General features: G+C 49.5%; 18 protein-coding genes. 17 read left to right on the forward strand and 1 reads right to left on the reverse strand.

All coding sequences use genetic code 11. From position 1 onward, the window contains the following. Nucleotides 1-31 precede the first annotated feature (31 nt). Nucleotides 32-739: a flavin reductase family protein gene (locus tag CWE14_RS01485; protein WP_126797752.1), complete on the reverse strand. Its 708-nt coding sequence runs from the start codon at nt 737-739 to the stop codon at nt 32-34. Between the two features lie 443 nt (nt 740-1182). Between CWE14_RS01485 and CWE14_RS01490 the strand changes: the two genes are divergently transcribed. The 17 genes from CWE14_RS01490 (at nt 1183) to CWE14_RS01570 (ending at nt 16971) form a co-directional block, all read left to right on the forward strand. Continuing rightward, nucleotides 1183-2727, forward strand: a complete 1545-nt coding sequence (locus CWE14_RS01490; protein ID WP_126797753.1) for a glutamate synthase-related protein — start codon at nt 1183-1185, stop codon at nt 2725-2727. Between the two features lie 233 nt (nt 2728-2960). Continuing rightward, the gene (locus tag CWE14_RS01495) at nt 2961-3710 is read left to right on the forward strand and encodes an SDR family NAD(P)-dependent oxidoreductase (protein ID WP_126797754.1); all 750 of its coding nucleotides are present in this window, start codon (nt 2961-2963) and stop codon (nt 3708-3710) included. A 153-nt stretch (nt 3711-3863) separates the two neighbouring features. Next, the gene (locus CWE14_RS01500) at nt 3864-4763 is read left to right on the forward strand and encodes a lipid kinase (RefSeq protein ID WP_126797755.1); all 900 of its coding nucleotides are present in this window, start codon (nt 3864-3866) and stop codon (nt 4761-4763) included. Between the two features lies 1 nt (nt 4764). Next, nucleotides 4765-5205 carry a hypothetical protein gene (locus tag CWE14_RS01505; protein ID WP_126797756.1) on the forward strand — a complete coding sequence of 147 codons (441 nt, stop codon included), beginning with the start codon at nt 4765-4767 and terminating at the stop codon, nt 5203-5205. Nucleotides 5206-5223: 18 nt separating this feature from the next. After that, nucleotides 5224-5466 carry a DUF1496 domain-containing protein gene (locus CWE14_RS01510; RefSeq protein ID WP_126797757.1) on the forward strand — a complete coding sequence of 81 codons (243 nt, stop codon included), beginning with the start codon at nt 5224-5226 and terminating at the stop codon, nt 5464-5466. A 34-nt stretch (nt 5467-5500) separates the two neighbouring features. Beyond that, nucleotides 5501-5896, forward strand: coding sequence for an energy transducer TonB (locus tag CWE14_RS01515; RefSeq protein ID WP_126797758.1), 396 nt, complete (start codon nt 5501-5503; stop codon nt 5894-5896). Between the two features lie 121 nt (nt 5897-6017). Beyond that, on the forward strand, nt 6018-6371 hold the full coding sequence (locus tag CWE14_RS01520) for a DUF1428 domain-containing protein (protein WP_126788194.1): 354 nt from the start codon (nt 6018-6020) through the stop codon (nt 6369-6371). A 50-nt stretch (nt 6372-6421) separates the two neighbouring features. After that, nucleotides 6422-7369, forward strand: a complete 948-nt coding sequence (locus tag CWE14_RS01525) for a DUF6174 domain-containing protein (RefSeq protein WP_126797759.1) — start codon at nt 6422-6424, stop codon at nt 7367-7369. A gap of 36 nt (nt 7370-7405) precedes the next feature. Beyond that, the gene (locus CWE14_RS01530; protein WP_126797760.1) at nt 7406-8077 is read left to right on the forward strand and encodes a hypothetical protein; all 672 of its coding nucleotides are present in this window, start codon (nt 7406-7408) and stop codon (nt 8075-8077) included. A gap of 315 nt (nt 8078-8392) precedes the next feature. Beyond that, nucleotides 8393-8728: a hypothetical protein gene (locus tag CWE14_RS01535; RefSeq protein ID WP_126797761.1), complete on the forward strand. Its 336-nt coding sequence runs from the start codon at nt 8393-8395 to the stop codon at nt 8726-8728. Nucleotides 8729-8742: 14 nt separating this feature from the next. Continuing rightward, entirely contained in the window at nt 8743-9375 is a 633-nt protein-coding gene (locus CWE14_RS01540) for a class I SAM-dependent methyltransferase (protein WP_126797762.1), read from the forward strand. 160 nt (nt 9376-9535) lie between these two features. Continuing rightward, nucleotides 9536-10576 carry a hypothetical protein gene (locus CWE14_RS01545; RefSeq protein ID WP_198676510.1) on the forward strand — a complete coding sequence of 347 codons (1041 nt, stop codon included), beginning with the start codon at nt 9536-9538 and terminating at the stop codon, nt 10574-10576. A 31-nt stretch (nt 10577-10607) separates the two neighbouring features. Beyond that, complete coding sequence (locus CWE14_RS01550; protein ID WP_126797764.1) at nt 10608-11684, forward strand: hypothetical protein; 1077 nt, start codon at nt 10608-10610, stop codon at nt 11682-11684. A 118-nt stretch (nt 11685-11802) separates the two neighbouring features. Further along, entirely contained in the window at nt 11803-12753 is a 951-nt protein-coding gene (locus CWE14_RS01555; protein WP_126797765.1) for a chemotaxis protein, read from the forward strand. A gap of 79 nt (nt 12754-12832) precedes the next feature. Beyond that, entirely contained in the window at nt 12833-14950 is a 2118-nt protein-coding gene (locus CWE14_RS01560; RefSeq protein WP_126797766.1) for a methyl-accepting chemotaxis protein, read from the forward strand. A gap of 13 nt (nt 14951-14963) precedes the next feature. Then, entirely contained in the window at nt 14964-15641 is a 678-nt protein-coding gene (locus CWE14_RS01565; RefSeq protein WP_275065548.1) for a TorF family putative porin, read from the forward strand. Nucleotides 15642-15780: 139 nt separating this feature from the next. After that, entirely contained in the window at nt 15781-16971 is a 1191-nt protein-coding gene (locus tag CWE14_RS01570) for an aromatic amino acid transport family protein (protein ID WP_126797768.1), read from the forward strand. Nucleotides 16972-17171 lie beyond the last annotated feature (200 nt).

Below are 17171 nucleotides of genomic sequence, written 5' to 3' on the forward strand. Positions count from 1 at the left end.
CTGTTAGCAATTGATTGCAATCGATTGATTGCTACCTACGAAGGGCGCTCTTAAAACGGGTTAAATCCACTGCCGGTTTGATATCGCCAGCACCCTCATCGGGTAACCAGTCGGCGGTTTCATCCGGCACTGCATAACGTAAGCGACCAAGTTTGCTGGTGCTGTGGTAGCCATCTAAACCTGAAATGGCGACTAAGTCCAGTGCTTCGATATCAACGAAGCCATCGGTTTGAATGACATCCCGGCGAATCTCCAGCCAGCTTAACTTACCAATGACAAAACGGGTCTGGTTGTGATGAACAGGTACAATCTCGACCAGTTCAATACCCATACTCAATGGTGATTCAGCCACTGCCGGCGCTGCAAAACCATGCAGCCAGTCTGCTGTCAGGCCCACTGCATCAAATTCAGACACATCGGCGTCATAGCTGGCCGAACTTTGGTGTGCTTGTTGCAGAATGGGCTGGCTCACCGAGTTCAGGGTCCATACGCCATGCTGTCGAATATTACTCAGGGTGTCACGGCGCACCGTCTCCGGCCGCATCACCATGCCGAACAAGGGTGGGGAAGCGCCCAGGTGAACCACAGAGCTAACCATCGCCAGATTCGCCACCCCAGCATCATCGGCAGTGCCAACCAGGTTGGCACTTTTAAAGCCGGACAGGCTATTGATCAAGCGGGCACGAAAGCGGCTCGGTAGCGTCTCAAGATCATCACGGGTAAAGGTGGAAACCGTCATACTGACATCAAATCCACAGTAAACCAGATGGCAGCCCCCACCGTCAGCGCCACATAGGCAATCTGACTCAGTGAAATGCGGTTTGCTTTGTGCTCGTTCTGCATGCTTTGCATGGGCAGGCTCCTTGTATCTCATTCCCTAACAGTCTCAGGATATACGCAGCAAATTGCAGAACAGATCGGTCATTCAAGCAGAGTATGTCTTGCGCTCAGATGAGCACGGCAAACCAACAGAACTTGACTAGTGTGCAATTTTCAGCCTTGCAGCAGGAAAGTAAATTTAGTAACGTCGATAACATAATATTAACGTTCGCCACGGGTATAGGCATAGCGACGCAGTAAAACGAGCACGCTCAGTTTGTTTTCCAAGGGAAAGAGCCACCTCAGTACGCTTCTGAATTGCCGCGAAGCGCGGCGAGACCCAGAGTAGAGGAAGGTAAAAACATGAATCCAATAGTTGCAAATAATATACCCACAAAAGTAGTTCTCTCGAAAGATACAGAGTATTACTTTTGCTCTTGTGGCCGCTCTGGCGCTCAACCATTTTGTGATGGTTCGCATGCAGGTACAGACTTTAAGCCTAAATCATTTATCGCTGAAAAAAGCGAAGATGCGTATTTATGTCAATGCAAGCATTCTGCGAATTTGCCTTTTTGTGATGGCACTCATAAACAGTTTGATGATACTGCGATTGGAAAAGAAGGCCCTGGGATCCAAACTAATGCGGACAATATTCCCGTTGCGAGTGCAACGAAGGAAGAACCCACCGTTGAATTCATTCACCAGTTAGCCCGGGACGGCTTATCCAGGATGGGGCACCATGGTCCGATGACGTCAATGGGCGTGCCACGTTATCAGTTGCCGCTCTGGGATGATATTCAGGTGATGGTGGCACAAATGGCAACCAAACCATTGTTTGAAGATGCGATGGTTAATACCGAACTGGTGATAGGACCGAAAGCCAGAAAGCCTCTGACATTAAAGATCCCACTATTTGTTTCTGACATGAGTTTTGGGGCGTTATCTGAAGAAGCTAAATTGGCTTTGGCGAAAGGTGCCGAATTAGCTGGTACAGGTATTTGTTCCGGTGAGGGCGGCATGCTGCCTGAGGAGCAGCAGGCTAATTCTCGCTACTTTTATGAACTTGCCAGCGCTCAGTTTGGCTATGAGGAATCGAAACTGAGAGATGTTCAGGCTTTTCATTTTAAGGGAGGCCAAGGTGCTAAAACCGGAACAGGCGGGCATCTTCCTGGCAATAAAAACATCGGGAAAATTTCTGAAGTTCGTGGCATTCCGGAGGGAGAGGCAGCGATATCGCCGCCAACCTTTAAAGACTTGCATACCGCTGAAGATTTTAAAAAATTTGCTGATCGCGTTCGCGAAGTGACTGGCGGCATCCCTATCGGTTTTAAGCTGAGTGCCAACCATATTGAAAAGGATATTCAGTTCGCTTTGGATGCGAGCGCAGACTATATCATTTTGGATGGTCGCGGCGGTGGTACTGGTGCTGCGCCCGAAATGTTTCGGGACCATATTAGTGTGCCAACTATCCCCGCTCTGGCGCGTGCAAGACGCTACCTTGACGCACAAGGCATAGGTAATGAAGTCACTCTTATTATTACTGGCGGTCTGCGTGTACCGATGGATTTTGTGAAAGCAATGGCATTAGGAGCTGACGGCGTTGCTATATCAAACAGCGCCATGCAATCCATAGGCTGTGTAGCTGCACGCATGTGCAACACAAACAACTGCCCGGTGGGAATTGCCACCCAAAAAGCAGATTTGCGTCAGCGACTCAATGTGGATAAATCGGCAGGACAACTGAAAAATTTCTTTGCAGCCTCAGTTGAGCTTATGCAAGTAATGGCGCGGGCCTGTGGCCATGACGCTTTGGCCCGTTTCAATAAAGAAGATCTGGCCACGTTCAATCGCGAGATGGCACTCTTGTCTGGGATAAAATATTCAGGTTTTTCGGACCTGGAGAAATAGGCTGATGTCTTTGAGGTTGATTCAAACAAAGCGTTTCACGAAGGGCATTGTGCGAGCTGACTACGTTAGTGCCTAAAAATCGCAATTGCTTATAAAATTTTCTGAAGCCTTTAAATTAAGCTTTAAGAGCCGCAAGGACAACTTTCAGAGAAGTTTTTTATGCTGGCATGCTATTGGTGTTGCTGGAAATAAGCCGGGCGAAAGCGCAGAACATTCAATTTCGGAGACATACTATGGAATTCGAAGGCCGAGTGGTATTGGTAACGGGAGCTGGCACTGGAAACGGCGAGGCAATAGCAGAGCGTCTATATGCTGATGGGGCGTCAGTTGTACTGGTGAACCGTCGCCTTGAACCTGTTGAAATGGTTTGTAAAAGAATTGATCCAAAAGGTACGCGGACGTTGGCGCTGACGGCAGATGTGCGTGATCCGGAAGCTATGGAAACCGCAGTAAAGCGTGCAGTTGATCAATTCGGAAAGCTCGACATGGCTGTGAACAATGCCGGTGTAACTGGTCCAGCCGGAGTGCCTGTCCAGGACGTCGAAGCAGAGACATGGCGCGAGGTCGTTGATACCGATCTGACTGGTATCTTCTACTCCATGAAATATGAAATACCAGCCATGCTTACCAATGGTTCGGGGGCGATCGTTAATATGTCGTCAGCGAATGGCGTAGTCGGCTTACCGGGCATGGCTGCATACACCGCCGCGAAACATGGAGTCATCGGGTTGACTCGATCCGCCGCCCTGGAGCTGGCAGAGTCAAATGTCCGTGTATGTGCAGTTGCGCCCGGCTACGTGGCAACCCCTAGGATTATGGACGCTGGAAAAGAGGTTACGCACTGGATGGCGAGCGTACATCCTATGCAGCGCCTCGCCAGCCGGGAAGAAGTTGCTGATTTGGTTGCATATCTGCTAAGTGACCGTGCGGCCTTTATGACCGGGAGCGTTCATTCAATCGATGGTGGTTATACTGCACAATAATGAGATTGCGTATGGCACAGCCTTGACTGACGATGTTAAGCATACTCGAGTGGCTCACCCTGGTCTCTAAGGTAAATATTGTGGCAGCGCTTTGCAGCCTTTGAATAAAGCGTTTACCTTTAATAGGGCGCTTAATCGGAAGGGAGTACAGCATTGCAGCATGCCTTGTTAATTGTCAATCCGCAGAGCCGGAATGGCCAGTCTGAGGCGCTAAATGAAGCCATCGACTTGCTTAGAAGCTCAGGTATTGAGGTCGACGTTTGTGTGTCTGAAAGCGCATCTCAGATGGCTTCAAGGATTGCGGATTACCATCAGCAAGATGGGGTGGTTATTGTTGCCGGGGGCGATGGAACCATTAGCTCGGCGTTGGAGTCGGTTTATGAGAACCAGCAAAGCTTAGCAATTTTACCGATGGGAACGGCAAACGACCTGGCTCGTTCGCTGGGGGTTCCGCAGGATATTGTCGAAGCCGCGCAGATTATTGTTGATGATAAGCGAGAACAGATAAACCTGGCGAAGGTGAATGGTAAGTACTTTGTGAATGTTGCTCATGTCGGCTTAGGGGTCGATGTAACTCATGAACTGACGTCAGAAACGAAAAAGTACTTTGGCGTGTTTGCGTATCTGGGCGCTTTTATAAGTGTATTCAAGCGTAACAAAAGCTTTAGAGTTGATATAAAAGCCGATGATTGGGGCTGCTCTGTGAGAGCCATTCATCTGGCAATCGGTAATGGGCGCTACTATGGTGGCGGAAATATTGTGGATGACGACTCCACGTTACTGGATGGACAACTGAACCTATTTTGCTTAAAACCACAACGGTGGTGGCAGTTGCTCTTACTGGGCGCGAACTTGCGCAGCGGTAACTTACGCACTGCAGAGCGGGTGATATGTAAAACTGCCAAAAAGATTAGTATTAAAACCTCTAAACCAAGGCAACTTCATGCTGATGGTGAATTTAAAACGGATACGCCAGCTGAGTTCGAAGTGATACCGAAAGCGATAGAAGTGATCGTTGGTGATATGCCTCTGCCAAACATAAAGAAGGATTAATATGTCGATAATGCGCACAGACAATGAAGCCGATGCTGTGGAAATTCTAAAGTTAGTCATGGAGACAACGGATTACTATCGCGAGATGGCGAACGTGGTCGAAGACGATAGTCTTGCTGGTAAGCTCGATAACATCGCCAGCGAACGAGCCACTTATATTGAGCCATGTCGAAACATGGTCAAAGAGCTCGGCGAGCTGCCAGCTAAACCAGATCCTGATAAAGAACTCCTGCAAAAAATCGGCGGCGAGCTTACTCAGTTTTTTTCCGCTGATTCGAAGAACGCTATTCTGGATAAATGTCTGCAGGAAGATGAGAAGCTCGCTGAGTTGGTCAAAGAGACTAAGCTGGGTGAGAAGTCAGCGGAGTTTCAAAAACTACTGGACGCACTGGCTGAAAATCTTAGCACCACCCAGAAATCAGTTCAGGCGTTAAAGGATTAGTAAACCAAGGAGATAACGATGAAAGGACTACTACTAGGCCTTACCGCTGCGCTCGCAGCAACTGCCGTCAATGCGCAAACGGCCAGTACCACCGCCGAACTGGATGCTAACTTAACGGACAATACTAAGTACTGTTACTACGCAAACGAAGAGTACTCTGAAGGTTCGCTCATGGAGCAGGAAGATAGCTTGATGCAGTGCGTCGATACGACGGATAGCGAGAGTCTGGTGTGGCGGGCATATGAGCCTGAACAGTCGTAGAGCGCTATGAAATGGATCTCAAAAGGAGCTCAAAATGAAACTTTATATTCTCATCTTAGCCACGTTGGTATTCGCGGTTGGTTGTACAGCAACTCCTGAAAAGCACTTAACCCAGGAGCCGGTGGAGATTTCGGGGCCTGAGCTAGATGAATACTGGGTGCTGGAGAATAATCAACTTAGTTTTAGGACAGGTAACGTGGATGAGCCGACTGAGCCTGGCGTTGTCACGGTCCGGTATTTAATCGATTCGAATGGCCGCGTGTTTGAACGCGAAATCGTCGAGTCGACCCCGGCAAGAATGTGGGATAAGTTTGCGTTAAACGCGATGCAGGCCGCCAGCTATCGCCCGGCAGCGAGCAACCCTAACAGCACACCAGTCTACGTCACAGTAGATTTTGAGTTTAGGAACCCTTTGCAAGAGACCCGTTAACCGACCATTGTAAAAATCTCACTAGGTAATTCTAGCTGTCGATTGCGGCACGACGCGAACGACTATGCTGTCAGAGCGCGCCGTATTGGTTGCGCCAAATTAACCAATTGAGGAGAAGACAATGGATTACGTAGACGGTTTTGTGGCCGCAGTGCCCAATGAAAACAAAGAAAAGTTTATCCAGCATGCCCGTGATGCGGCGAAGATCTTCAAGGAGCATGGCGCAACCCGGGTGGTGGAGTGCTGGGGTGATGATGTACCGGACGGCACAGTGACTTCGTTTCCGATGGCGGTGAAATGCGAGAAAGGGGAAACGGTAGTGTTTTCCTGGATTATCTGGCCATCGAAAGAGGCGCGCAAAGCGGGCATGGAAAAATCAATGAATGATCCGCGCCTGAGCAAGGAGAATAATCCGATGCCATTTGACGGCAAGCGGGTTATTTTCGGCGGTTTTCAGATAGTGCTTGAGGAATAGCGATTTTAGCTTAAAGTTAAATGTGCATGCCATAAACTAAGGACAGTCATATGAAACCCCGCGTAATAGTATCAATGCTCGCTATGGCGTGCACATTTCCTCTACTTGGTTGCAACTCGTCTGACGACCCGGCTGTATCACCTAATATTGCTGATACAAAAGACCTTGTCGAACAGGCCCAGCTTGACTGGCAAGCTGCAGGATTGCAGAACTATGCATTTACCCGCACCTTTATGGTTGGCGAGTGTGATGGAGGGATTGTCGCGGATGCTCCGCCTCCCATGGTTAACGTGGTACTGGACACAGGCGAACCCTACGCGATCTCACCTTGGTATAATGAAGCCCGGTTGATTGGTGACAACTATCGCTACGATGGCTATGAGCGCCTGCATGAAGCGCTGATGGATATTCTTGATGAAGGACCTGTGTTGCTGGGCCGCAACCGCAATAACATCGACGAACTGCCTACTTTTGATGATCGCGGCGTGGTCACTGAATGGTTTCATAAAGAGAATAGTCGAGAGAATAATGGCTGTACCTATACGGCATCGACCCGGCGCCTGGTAGGCCTTGATGAATTGAGCTACCCGCTGACTAACTATGTTCATGAATTCAACCAGGGTGCGCAAACCTGGATTGAGGCAGATCTGCAGGACTACACTTACCGGGTGCGTTTTATTCGCGGCAGCTGTGCAGAGCCGCAGACGTCGTCGCTGACCACTATTCGGGTTGTTGATGGTAGGGTCGATGAATCAGCGACTGAGTGGGACGGCGATGAAGATCGAGACTTGTTCGAGGCTACTCTGGGGATGGTATTTTACGAGCTAACCTATGCTATGGCACAACTGCCGGACACCCTGGTTGCAGCGGCTGAAAGTGATACTCCTATTGCTTATGACCCCAACTTTGGTTTCCCGCTGAGTTTCTATGCTGAATATGGTTCTGAATCAACAGAATCCTGCGGTGCTACCGGAATAATTGTTGAGTCGTTTGAGTAAGTAGGTCCCTGAATCAGGAAACAGAAAGGAGGCATTATGCGTCCTCAGCATATTCCGTGGCTGGTATTCTGGGTGCCGGTGATTGCGGTACACGGCGCCTACGGTATTGGTTGGTGGGAAGGGGTAGCCTACCAGTGTAACCCGTATATTCAGGGGTGCACTACGATCAGCCGTGCCGCCCGTGAGGGCAATGCTATTTTCTTCTTTCGTGCGCTGATGATGCCTCTGGCGGCGGTGTTGGTATTGTTTTGGTGCCTGCAGTCGGTGTGGCTACATCGGATCACGGGCAAGTCGCACTGGCTGATTTTTATTCTGGGCAGTATCGGTGCGCTTTTCCTGATCCTCTATGTTGACTTCCTGGGTACCGACGGCGATTTTAATCGCTTTTTGCGGCGTTATGGAGTGATTTTCTATTTTGGCCTCACGGTGCTTGCTCAAGTTATGAGCATTGCTTCCCTGCATAAAGTACGCAACACGCTAGAGCCCGCTATTCAGCGTTATATGCAGCTGCAACTGGCGCTGATTATGCTCTGTTGGGTGCTGGCGATGGCGAATCTGGTGATTAAAGGCATCGGCTTCAGTTGGGCCGACATGATGGAAAATAACATCGAGTGGTTCTTCGCCCTGTGCATGTCTCTGCATTTTCCGTTTGTAGCGCTTATGTGGAAGCGCACAGGGTTTCGCTGGCACTTCAGCAACGAAGCCTGACTTAACGGTCAGGCTTCGTTGCTTTGTGTTTACTTATGTTCGTGTTTTTTCAATGATGGATGTTTAGGCTTATTTTCCTCAGTTACCCGTCTCCGTTTATCTGTCTTGCCGGTAGATTCTGCTTTGGGTTTTGGACCTGGTTTTATTGTCATAACTAGCTCCTTGATTTTATCAATGTGCATGTTTAGATTAGTTGCTAATATCAGAAAGTGATAATTTTTAAGTTGAGTTTTTGCCTTGGCGGATTGAAACGGGCCGATCTGACCGTTTGCTGAGCGGGATGCCTGATGACATGGAAAATAATGAAAGGGATTTATGCAAGCAGTAAGCCAGCGGACGCTAGATGTTAACGGCACAGCTATCGAAGTCAGCTACAACAAGCTGACCTCGAAACTTACGATTAGCAGTGGTGGCATTCAGATATACAGAAAGTATTTGTGGTTGCCCTATGGCAACTACCGCTTTGAGCTTGCTAATGAGCGTTACACCCTGAGGGTTTGGATGCTGCCGTTCTGTCAGTTTTCCCTGTATGGCCCAGACGGGGTAGTCTGCAACAATGTCTTTCCCAAGCTAAAACGCTACTCATTGGTAATGATGGCGATGTCGCCCGTGCGACACACATTGATGCTGCTGGCCTGGGCGATTTCATAGAGGTGTAGGATCTGATGAAGAACAAAGATCATTGGGAAGATGTTTATTCTACCAAAGCGGCGGACGAGGTTAGTTGGTTTCAGCCGCAGGCTGAGCGTTCACTGGCGTTGATCCATGCGTGTGTTTGCGAGGGGCCACGACGGATTATTGATATTGGTGGCGGCGCCTCGCGGCTGGTGGATGATTTAATTGAGGATGCGGATAACCAGATCACGGTGCTGGACTTATCCTCTGCTGCGCTGAGAACAGCGCAAGCTCGTCTGTCGAAATCTGGTGAGCCAGCACAGGCGATAGAGTGGGTTGAGGCGGATGTGCTGGATATCGATCTGACCACACTGAAAGGTGCGCCGTTTGATATCTGGCATGACCGTGCAGTCTTTCATTTTCTTACCAATGCCTCTGACCGTGTGCGCTACGTAGAGCAGCTTAAAAGTGCGCTTAAGCCGGGTGGCTGGTTGATTATTGCAACCTTCGCTGATGATGGCCCCAGTAAATGCAGCGGCCTGCCGGTTGAGCGTTATGACGCCGACAAGCTGGCACAGGTTTTCGCCGAGGGCTTCACTCTGTTGCAGCAGCAACGCGAAACACATCTTACCCCAGCTGGCGCAGAGCAGAAGTTCATTTATTGTGTATTTAAACGTGACTGAATTGAAACCTTCCTAGGCTGACTTTGCTCTGTTTTTCTCTCACTTGTTAATATTTTGTCAACGTGCTTTTATAGGCGTAACTTGCTATTGCAGTGCGACGCAGGTCCACATAAGCGGTTAATTGACTCAATCATTAAGTGAGGCGGGTATGGTTCGAACAATGTTCATCTCTATAGCAATGGGAATTCTGTTAATAACAGCAATGCCGGCAGCAGCCGATTCAGGCTATCCGGTGGTATTAATTCATGGCTTCCAGCCGCATCAGTTGCAGGCGCAGCCAAATGCAGATCAGGTCGAGTTGGACGGCGCTGCGTACTGGGACGAGTATTGGGGCCCACGGGCAGCGGCGCGGATTGACTGGCCGTCGCATCAGCGGGTTACCCAGCAGATTTCTACGCAGTATGTTTGGCCGAAGCTACAGGAACTTTCTAGCAGCGGTCTCTGCCGCGATGGTTGCTTATTGGTGACCCACTCAACAGGCGATCTTATTGCACGCCATATCCTTGAGAATCAGCGTAACTGGCTCGAAAATGCAGGACTTGAGCCGCTTAACTTTGTCGCCACGATTGATTTTGCAGGTGCGGGTGGTGGCTCTGAACTGGCCGATATTGCTATTAATGTCGCCGAAGGCGGTGGTTTAACCAATGCAGCCATGCGTTATGCCATTTCGCTCTGGCTTGGAATTACTCCTACTCAGGGCAACCTTGGTGTGCTAAGTGATTTGCGTGTTGCTAACGCGCGTCAACTTGCCCGTTTACCTGACGAACGGGTACCACGGCTGCGCTTTGTGGGCGATGCCACCGACTTCTGGAGTGTTACAGCGCCATTTTTACCGGGCCATGATGACGGTGTGGTGTCTGCTCATTCGACCTGTGGTGCGGCGGATGTCAGTAACTTTAATAGTTGTTCACCAACCATGAACTTCAGTGGTCGCCTGACCAGCATGTCGAATGGTGTTGAGCAATTTATGCCATACCATTATCCGATTGCGATGGGCTCCGGTTACAGTCATAGCGGTACAATCGCGGCGCAGCACGAGGGCCCCTTAGGCTCGGTGCAGCGTTTACTGAATTTGGCCAACGGCGAAACTCTGTCGGTGGCCTATGAACGCGAGTCGGGCTGGTTTGGGCGTCGCTTTGAATACATTCAGGGGTCGCAGCAACAAACCATGTCGGAAGTGGCGCAAGGCTTGTTGCGTTAAGTCCAAAGCAACCTAGCAGGTAACTCGAACAGTGAAAAAGTATTGGTTGATAGGGGCGGCGTTCGCTGCCCTTTTGATTATCGGGTTGACCACTTGGTCAGCCCGCTTAGATATCGCCGTAGATGCTGACGAACCGCTTGCGACCGAGCCAAAGCTTGCTCAGGTCTTATCTGTTCAGGCGCAACCCGCAGCGACCCCTGGGTCGATAAATACCGCGTCGACGGATGACGATCCAGCCTACGATGGCGGTTATGACGATATTGCAGAAACCCCAGCCGCGGAAGCGATGCAGGCAATGGCCTCGCAGCAGCAGGCTATTTTGCAGTACCCTTCGTATTCACAGCCTTATGAGTATATTGGCGCGGCGCACCGCAACTGGAATCGAAGCTATCCGGTGGACATTCCAGTTCTCGACGGTGACGAAACGCTGTCTTTGCAGTTACAGCGTTATCACCATATCTACCCGCAAGCTCTTGAGGGCCAGTTGGTAGCTAGTATGGCGATTGATGTGATGCGGCTGGAGCTTGTAGATGCCGATAGCGGTACGCTGCTGTACAGCGAGAGTAGCGACGAGCAGTCATTTGCAATTGCGCTTGAGGCGGATTGGCCGCGTAACCTGCGTTTACGTGCGGAAGTAAGTTTTGCCGGTGGTCGAGAGCAGCTCAGCACTGATTTAACCTTTCATTATCCGGCCGCCAGGGTAACCGCGGTGGGTCAAGCGAGAGTAGAGGGCGCTGATGTAGTCGCAGAGGTCACGGCTGAAGTAGAGCAGGCCGGCATTTACCGTTTACGAGCGGTGTTGTCCAAAGACGAAAGCCAGCCTTTGGCTGTGTTAACAGCACGGGAGAAGCTGGCCAGAGGGCAGCAGCGATTCCTAACCAGGGCTCACCATAGTGTCTTGCCTGAGCACGCAGCGGAGCTGTATTTAACTGACCTTGTGCTCGAGCGAATGTCGTCCCACCCGGGGGATGAACAGGGCTTTGGGCAAAGTAATCGTACTAGCTGGCCTCTTGGTATAGTTAATCCTGCCGATATAGATACCAGTCCCTATCAACCGGACGCTCAGGAACAACGTCAAATCGAGTTCCTGCGCAACTGGCAGGGATAGTGACCGTTCGAAAAATTAACAAAACTTAATACTAGTCAAGCGTATTTAACCGTGTTAATTATTTGTAAATGAGCGGTGTAGAGTATAGAAAAATCGTTAGAAGTAGAGAGGGAAGCCCATGAGTGAATTTATGAAATCGGTTGATGCCAGAACCAATCTGGCTGGTCGAAACCGGTTGGAAATGTTGATGTTTCGCTTACGGGGCCAGCAACGATTTGGTATCAACGTGTTTAAAGTACGTGAGGTCATTCCTACAGTCGCATTGGCAGAAATGCCAGGGGCCAGTAAACAAATTAAGGGGGTGGCACACTTACGCGGTGAAAGTGTTCCAGTCATTGATTTGGATTACGCCATGGGTGGTGCCGGGATTCCTGATGATGCGCCGTCATTCATTATTGTGAGTGAGTATAACCGCCATGTGCAGGGTTTCCTTGTGGGCGGTGTCGAGCGAATAGTGAACCTTAACTGGGAAGAGGTGATGAGCCCACCAAGTGGTGCAGGGCGCGGCCATTACTTAACGGCGGTGGTTAAAGTCGACGACCAGCTGGTTCAGATTATCGATGTCGAGAAAGTCTTTTCTGAGGTTTCAGGTGAAGAAGCCCATGTCAGCGATGAAGCGCGGGCCCGCCATTCTGAAATTGATAAAGACAGTATTGTTGTGCTGGCGGTGGATGATTCCATGGTGGCCCGCAAACAGGTCGAACGGGCGCTGAAAGAGGTGGGTTTGAAATGTCACCTCGCCAATGACGGCAAGCAAGCATTGGAATGGCTTGAGCAGCAGCTCGAAAACAACGATGACTTGGTGCAAAAAGTACCGGTGGTACTTTCTGACATTGAAATGCCGAAAATGGATGGCTACACCCTAACCGCTGAAATCAAGGCTCACCCTCAGTTGAAAGACCTTGCCGTGGTGCTGCATTCGTCATTGTCGGGTGTATTTAACGAAGCCATGGTGAAAAAGGTTGGGGCCGACCGTTTTATTGCCAAATTTCACCCCGATGAGCTGGTAGAAGCAATTCAAAGTGAAGTCGAACGCGTACTGGATGGGGTCGTCGTGCGAGACGAGTAGAAGGTGCGACTAAGTTTGCCACTTTTTGCTAAGGCAAGCTCACAAAAAATTTATTCTACAAACGGCCTTGGGGGAAACTATGGCTAAATACTCTCTTCGACAGAAGCTGATAGTCGGTTCAGCGTTGTCGCTAACGCTTAGTATGCTAATCATGACATGGTTTAGTTGGTCGTCAATGTCACGTAATGGACAACAGGCGGTAAGCGATATTTCACAGCCGTTCGAGAGCCTAATCTTTGAGTCAATGCAGGAAAATGCGGCATTGATAAGCCTGGATACTCAGCTACTGATCGAGCGGGGTTTTGATATCGCTCGTTCCCTTTCTTCTATGGCGGCTTCTACCGCGCATGATGTTAGTGACCAGACGTTGTCCCGTCAGGAACTGCGCACGCTGTTAGGCGCCACATTACGTGCTAATCCGCATTTATCGTCTGTTTATAGTCATTTTGAGCCAAATGGTTACGATGCTCTTGATGCTGAATATGAGCAAACCGATGCATTGCATAGTTCTCTCGAAGGTTCCCTGGAACTCTATTGGGTACGTGAGCAAGGGCAGATTAACTTTCATAGAATGGAAGACCCGTCAGAAAAGTATTCTGAAGCACTGGATGAGAATCAAATTCGAGAATCTGAATGGTACCTTTGCAGCAGAGAGAGTCGTCGGCCGTGCCTGATTGAACCGTATCTTTATGAAGTATCAGAAGGTTATGAAGAGTTACTAACGTCATTGGTATACCCAATTGTGGTGAATAATCAGTTTCGCGGGGTGACTGGAGTTGATATTAATTTGCCAGTGTTGCAAGAGCGGCTAAGTGAGCGTAGCGAGCAGTTTTTTGATGGTCGCGGGCAAATGCATTTGTTGAGCGCCAGTAACATTTTGGTCGCCAGCAGTGAATATGCTCGGCAACTGGGGCAGCACGCTGGGGAAGTTAATGCAGATTTGGCTCGACTTACCAATGGCAATCGCTCGATTGAAGTGATTGGTGATCAGATTGTGCTTACCTATCCAATAGAAATACGCAGTGTGGGTACATCCTGGACGCTAGTTATGACGGTACCTCAGAGCGTGGCTATGGCTCCGCGCGATAATCTGGCGCAAACATTAGAGGATAGTAGTCAGGCAACAGGGATGATGATGATTGTCATCGCGTTGCTTTTAGTTGCCGTGTTCGTTGCGATAACTGTGGTATTTGTTCGTTCCTCGACGAATCCACTAGTCCGTTTACGTGATTTAATGCAAGAACTTGCTACCTCTGAGGGAGACTTAACCCGTCAATTGGAGTCTTCCAACCATAAGGAACTGAATGAGCTTGCTGAAGGCTTTAATGCTTTTACCGGCAAGCTTCGTGAAATGGTTCGAACGCTTAAACGGGTGGCTGATTCGCTCGGCAAAGATAGCCAGCAGATGTTGGCGGCATCTGCAGATGCATCCAGTTCAACACAGGTGCAAAGTGAGCAGGTACAGCAGGTGGCTACGGCAGTTACAGAAATGAGCGCAGCCGCTAGTGAGGTCGCAAACCTAGCTGAGAGTACTGCGCGTGGTGCAGAAGAGTCTGCGGATTCACTCAGTATTGCTAACGGTATGGTTTTAAAAGCGGTGGAAGAGTTTCGAGAGGTAAGTACCCGGATTGGCGATGTCGCTCAGCAGATAGAAGCCGTTGCGGAAAGTACGCAACGAATTAGCACCATCACTCAAACCATTGACGCCATCTCAGAGCAAACTAATTTACTTGCTTTGAACGCAGCTATTGAAGCTGCGCGGGCCGGTGACCAGGGGCGAGGTTTTGCTGTCGTTGCTGATGAAGTCAGGGCGTTGGCTCAGCGCACGAGCCAGTCGACTGAGGAGATCAATGAGCTGATTGTGACTCTTCAGAAGCAAGTGCAGGGTGCGGTTGGACAAATGAATGACAGTGCTTCCCGAGTTAGTGAGACACTGAAACAGGCGGAAGAGGCATCAGGACAGTTAGGTGTGGTGACAACAACAGTCAACTCAATAAAAGATAATGCGTTTCAGGTTGCATCGGCTGCCGAAGAGCAGAACCAGGTTACGGAGGAAATCACGCGCAATATTAACGCGATTAGTGATGCGACCTTAGAGTTAGAACAGCTTGCTGTGAAAACAACTGGTATTAGTGAGGCATTAGACCGCGCGACACAAACGATGAGCAAGGAGTTAGGAGGGCTGAAATGTGACTAAGGTAAGCTATTTAGTGTTAGGCCTCTCGTCGCTTTGCTACGGCTCACCTTTGTTGGCAGGGACAGCTCCTGTCACGTGGGACAATTCGGTGACGGTGACTAGTGACTATTTATTTAATGGTGTATCACAAACATCAGGCAACCCGGCTTTCCAACTTGAGAGTACAGTATCCGCTGAATATGGTGGCTATGTTGGTATCTTCGCTTCCAATGTCGATTTTGGTGATGAAACTGACCTTGAGTTTGACGCCTATGCTGGTTGGTTTACTCAGCTAAACGAGTCATGGTCGTTTGATGTGACTGCGCTATATTACACTTACCATGGGGCGAACTATAGCTCTGATGGCAACTACCCTGAAGTCATGATGGCACTTGGTTACCATAACCTGCGCTTTGCGACTTGGTATAGCTGGGATTACTTTGGCACTGGTGCTGGTCATATGATTGGCTCGGTTTCCTACCATATTGCAGTGAGCGAGCCAGTATCGATTGAGGTTGGCTATACTCGTTCAACCAGCCTGGACAGTACAGACTATCAATGGGACGACAGCCGGGGATATGATCATGTGTATGCTCAGTTGAGCCGAGACTGGGAGCAGTTTAGTATCGGTGGGAGTATTAATCATGCCACGTTGAGTTCTCAATTGGAGGGCGGTACCCGACTGAATGTTTATGCAAACTACCAGTTTTGAATCAATGGTCGACTGTCAGAGTTGTATTAATGTGAGCAGAAAAGACTCAAAGCACTTGTCTGCTCTCTTTACTCTTCCCCTTTACGTCAAAGTCAGCTAGCCTCTTTGTCAGAAAAATTAGAATAAGGACGACAGCGTTTTGACTTCCCGCAGTAAAACTATTGGCAGTATTTTTATTCTTGCCGGTACCACTATTGGTGCCGGTATGTTGGCCCTTCCGTTAACGTCAGCTGGATTAGGCTTTGGTACTTCGGTCGCGATTATGGTCGGGATCTGGATCTTGATGGCCTATACTGGTTTGTTGATGCTTGAATTGCACCAGCATGTGCCGATTACCGCGACACTGCACGGCCTGGCGGAGCAGTTTCTGGGCTGGAAAGGGCGGGCGACTGCGACCGTGGCGATGCTGTTTTTGCTCTATGCGCTGTGTGCGGCTTATATTGCCGGTGGAGGCGCCTTGATGCAGGAGCGCATAATTGGCCATCTGCCAGGCATGCCCGCCTTTAGTGGCGCACTGGTATTTACCTTAATTATTGGTCTGGTGGTATCACTGGGAACCAGCAAGGTCGATTTTATTAATCGCATTTTGTTTGTGCTTAAGTTGATTGTGCTGGTTGTGACTATGGTTATGCTGACTCCTCAGGTCAGTGGGGGTTACCTGCTGAATTTGCCAGTCGAGCAAGGCCTTCTGGTTGCCGCATTGCCAGTTATTTTTACCTCGTTTGGTTTTCATAGCTGCATTCCCTCGCTGGTTCGTTATACCAATAAAGATATGGCGTCGCTGCGTAAAATAGTACTGATTGGCTCGAGCCTGCCGTTGGTGATTTATATCATTTGGCAAGGGTTAAGCTTTGGCGCGGTTGGCCAGGCTGGACTGATGCAAAATAATGACCTGCCTGACTTTGTTAACTCGATTGCTGCTGTGGTGCAGTCAGAGTGGGTAGTTGCGGCTATTACTCTGTTTGCCGATCTGGCTTTGGCAACTTCATTTCTAGGGGTCAGCCTGGGCCTGTTTGATTTCCTGGCTGATAAATTCCAACGTCCGAACAATAAACGCGGACGGATGCAAACGGGTTTGATTACCTTTCTGCCGCCTTTGGTGTTTGCGCTTTTCTATCCGCAGGGCTTTATCATTGCGCTCGGCTATGCAGCGATAGCGCTGGTGGTGATTGCGATTATTCTGCCGGTATTGATGGTGCGCAAAGCTCGTTTAGACTACGACGAGGCGAGCTATCAGGTTGCCGGTGGTAACCTTGGCTTGTATCTGGCGATGTTTATCGGTGGGCTGGTCATTCTGGCTCAGTTGGCGGTCGCCTTTAAGCTGGTGTAAGCAGATAGCACTTTATCTCCCGACTCAGGACCAGGCGCTGCTCTTCTGGCAGCCCTGGTCGCGGTCGTTGTTACCCTGATGGTATTTTTCATACTCCCTCATATAAACATCTCTACTACTAATGAACCCAGACGGGCCGCGGTCTCAATACTTGAGTGAAATACTCGGGTACTATATAATCAGGGCATGTTTAGAATAAA

This window comes from Aliidiomarina soli (assembly GCF_003986975.1).
Classification (GTDB): domain Bacteria; phylum Pseudomonadota; class Gammaproteobacteria; order Enterobacterales; family Alteromonadaceae; genus Aliidiomarina; species Aliidiomarina soli.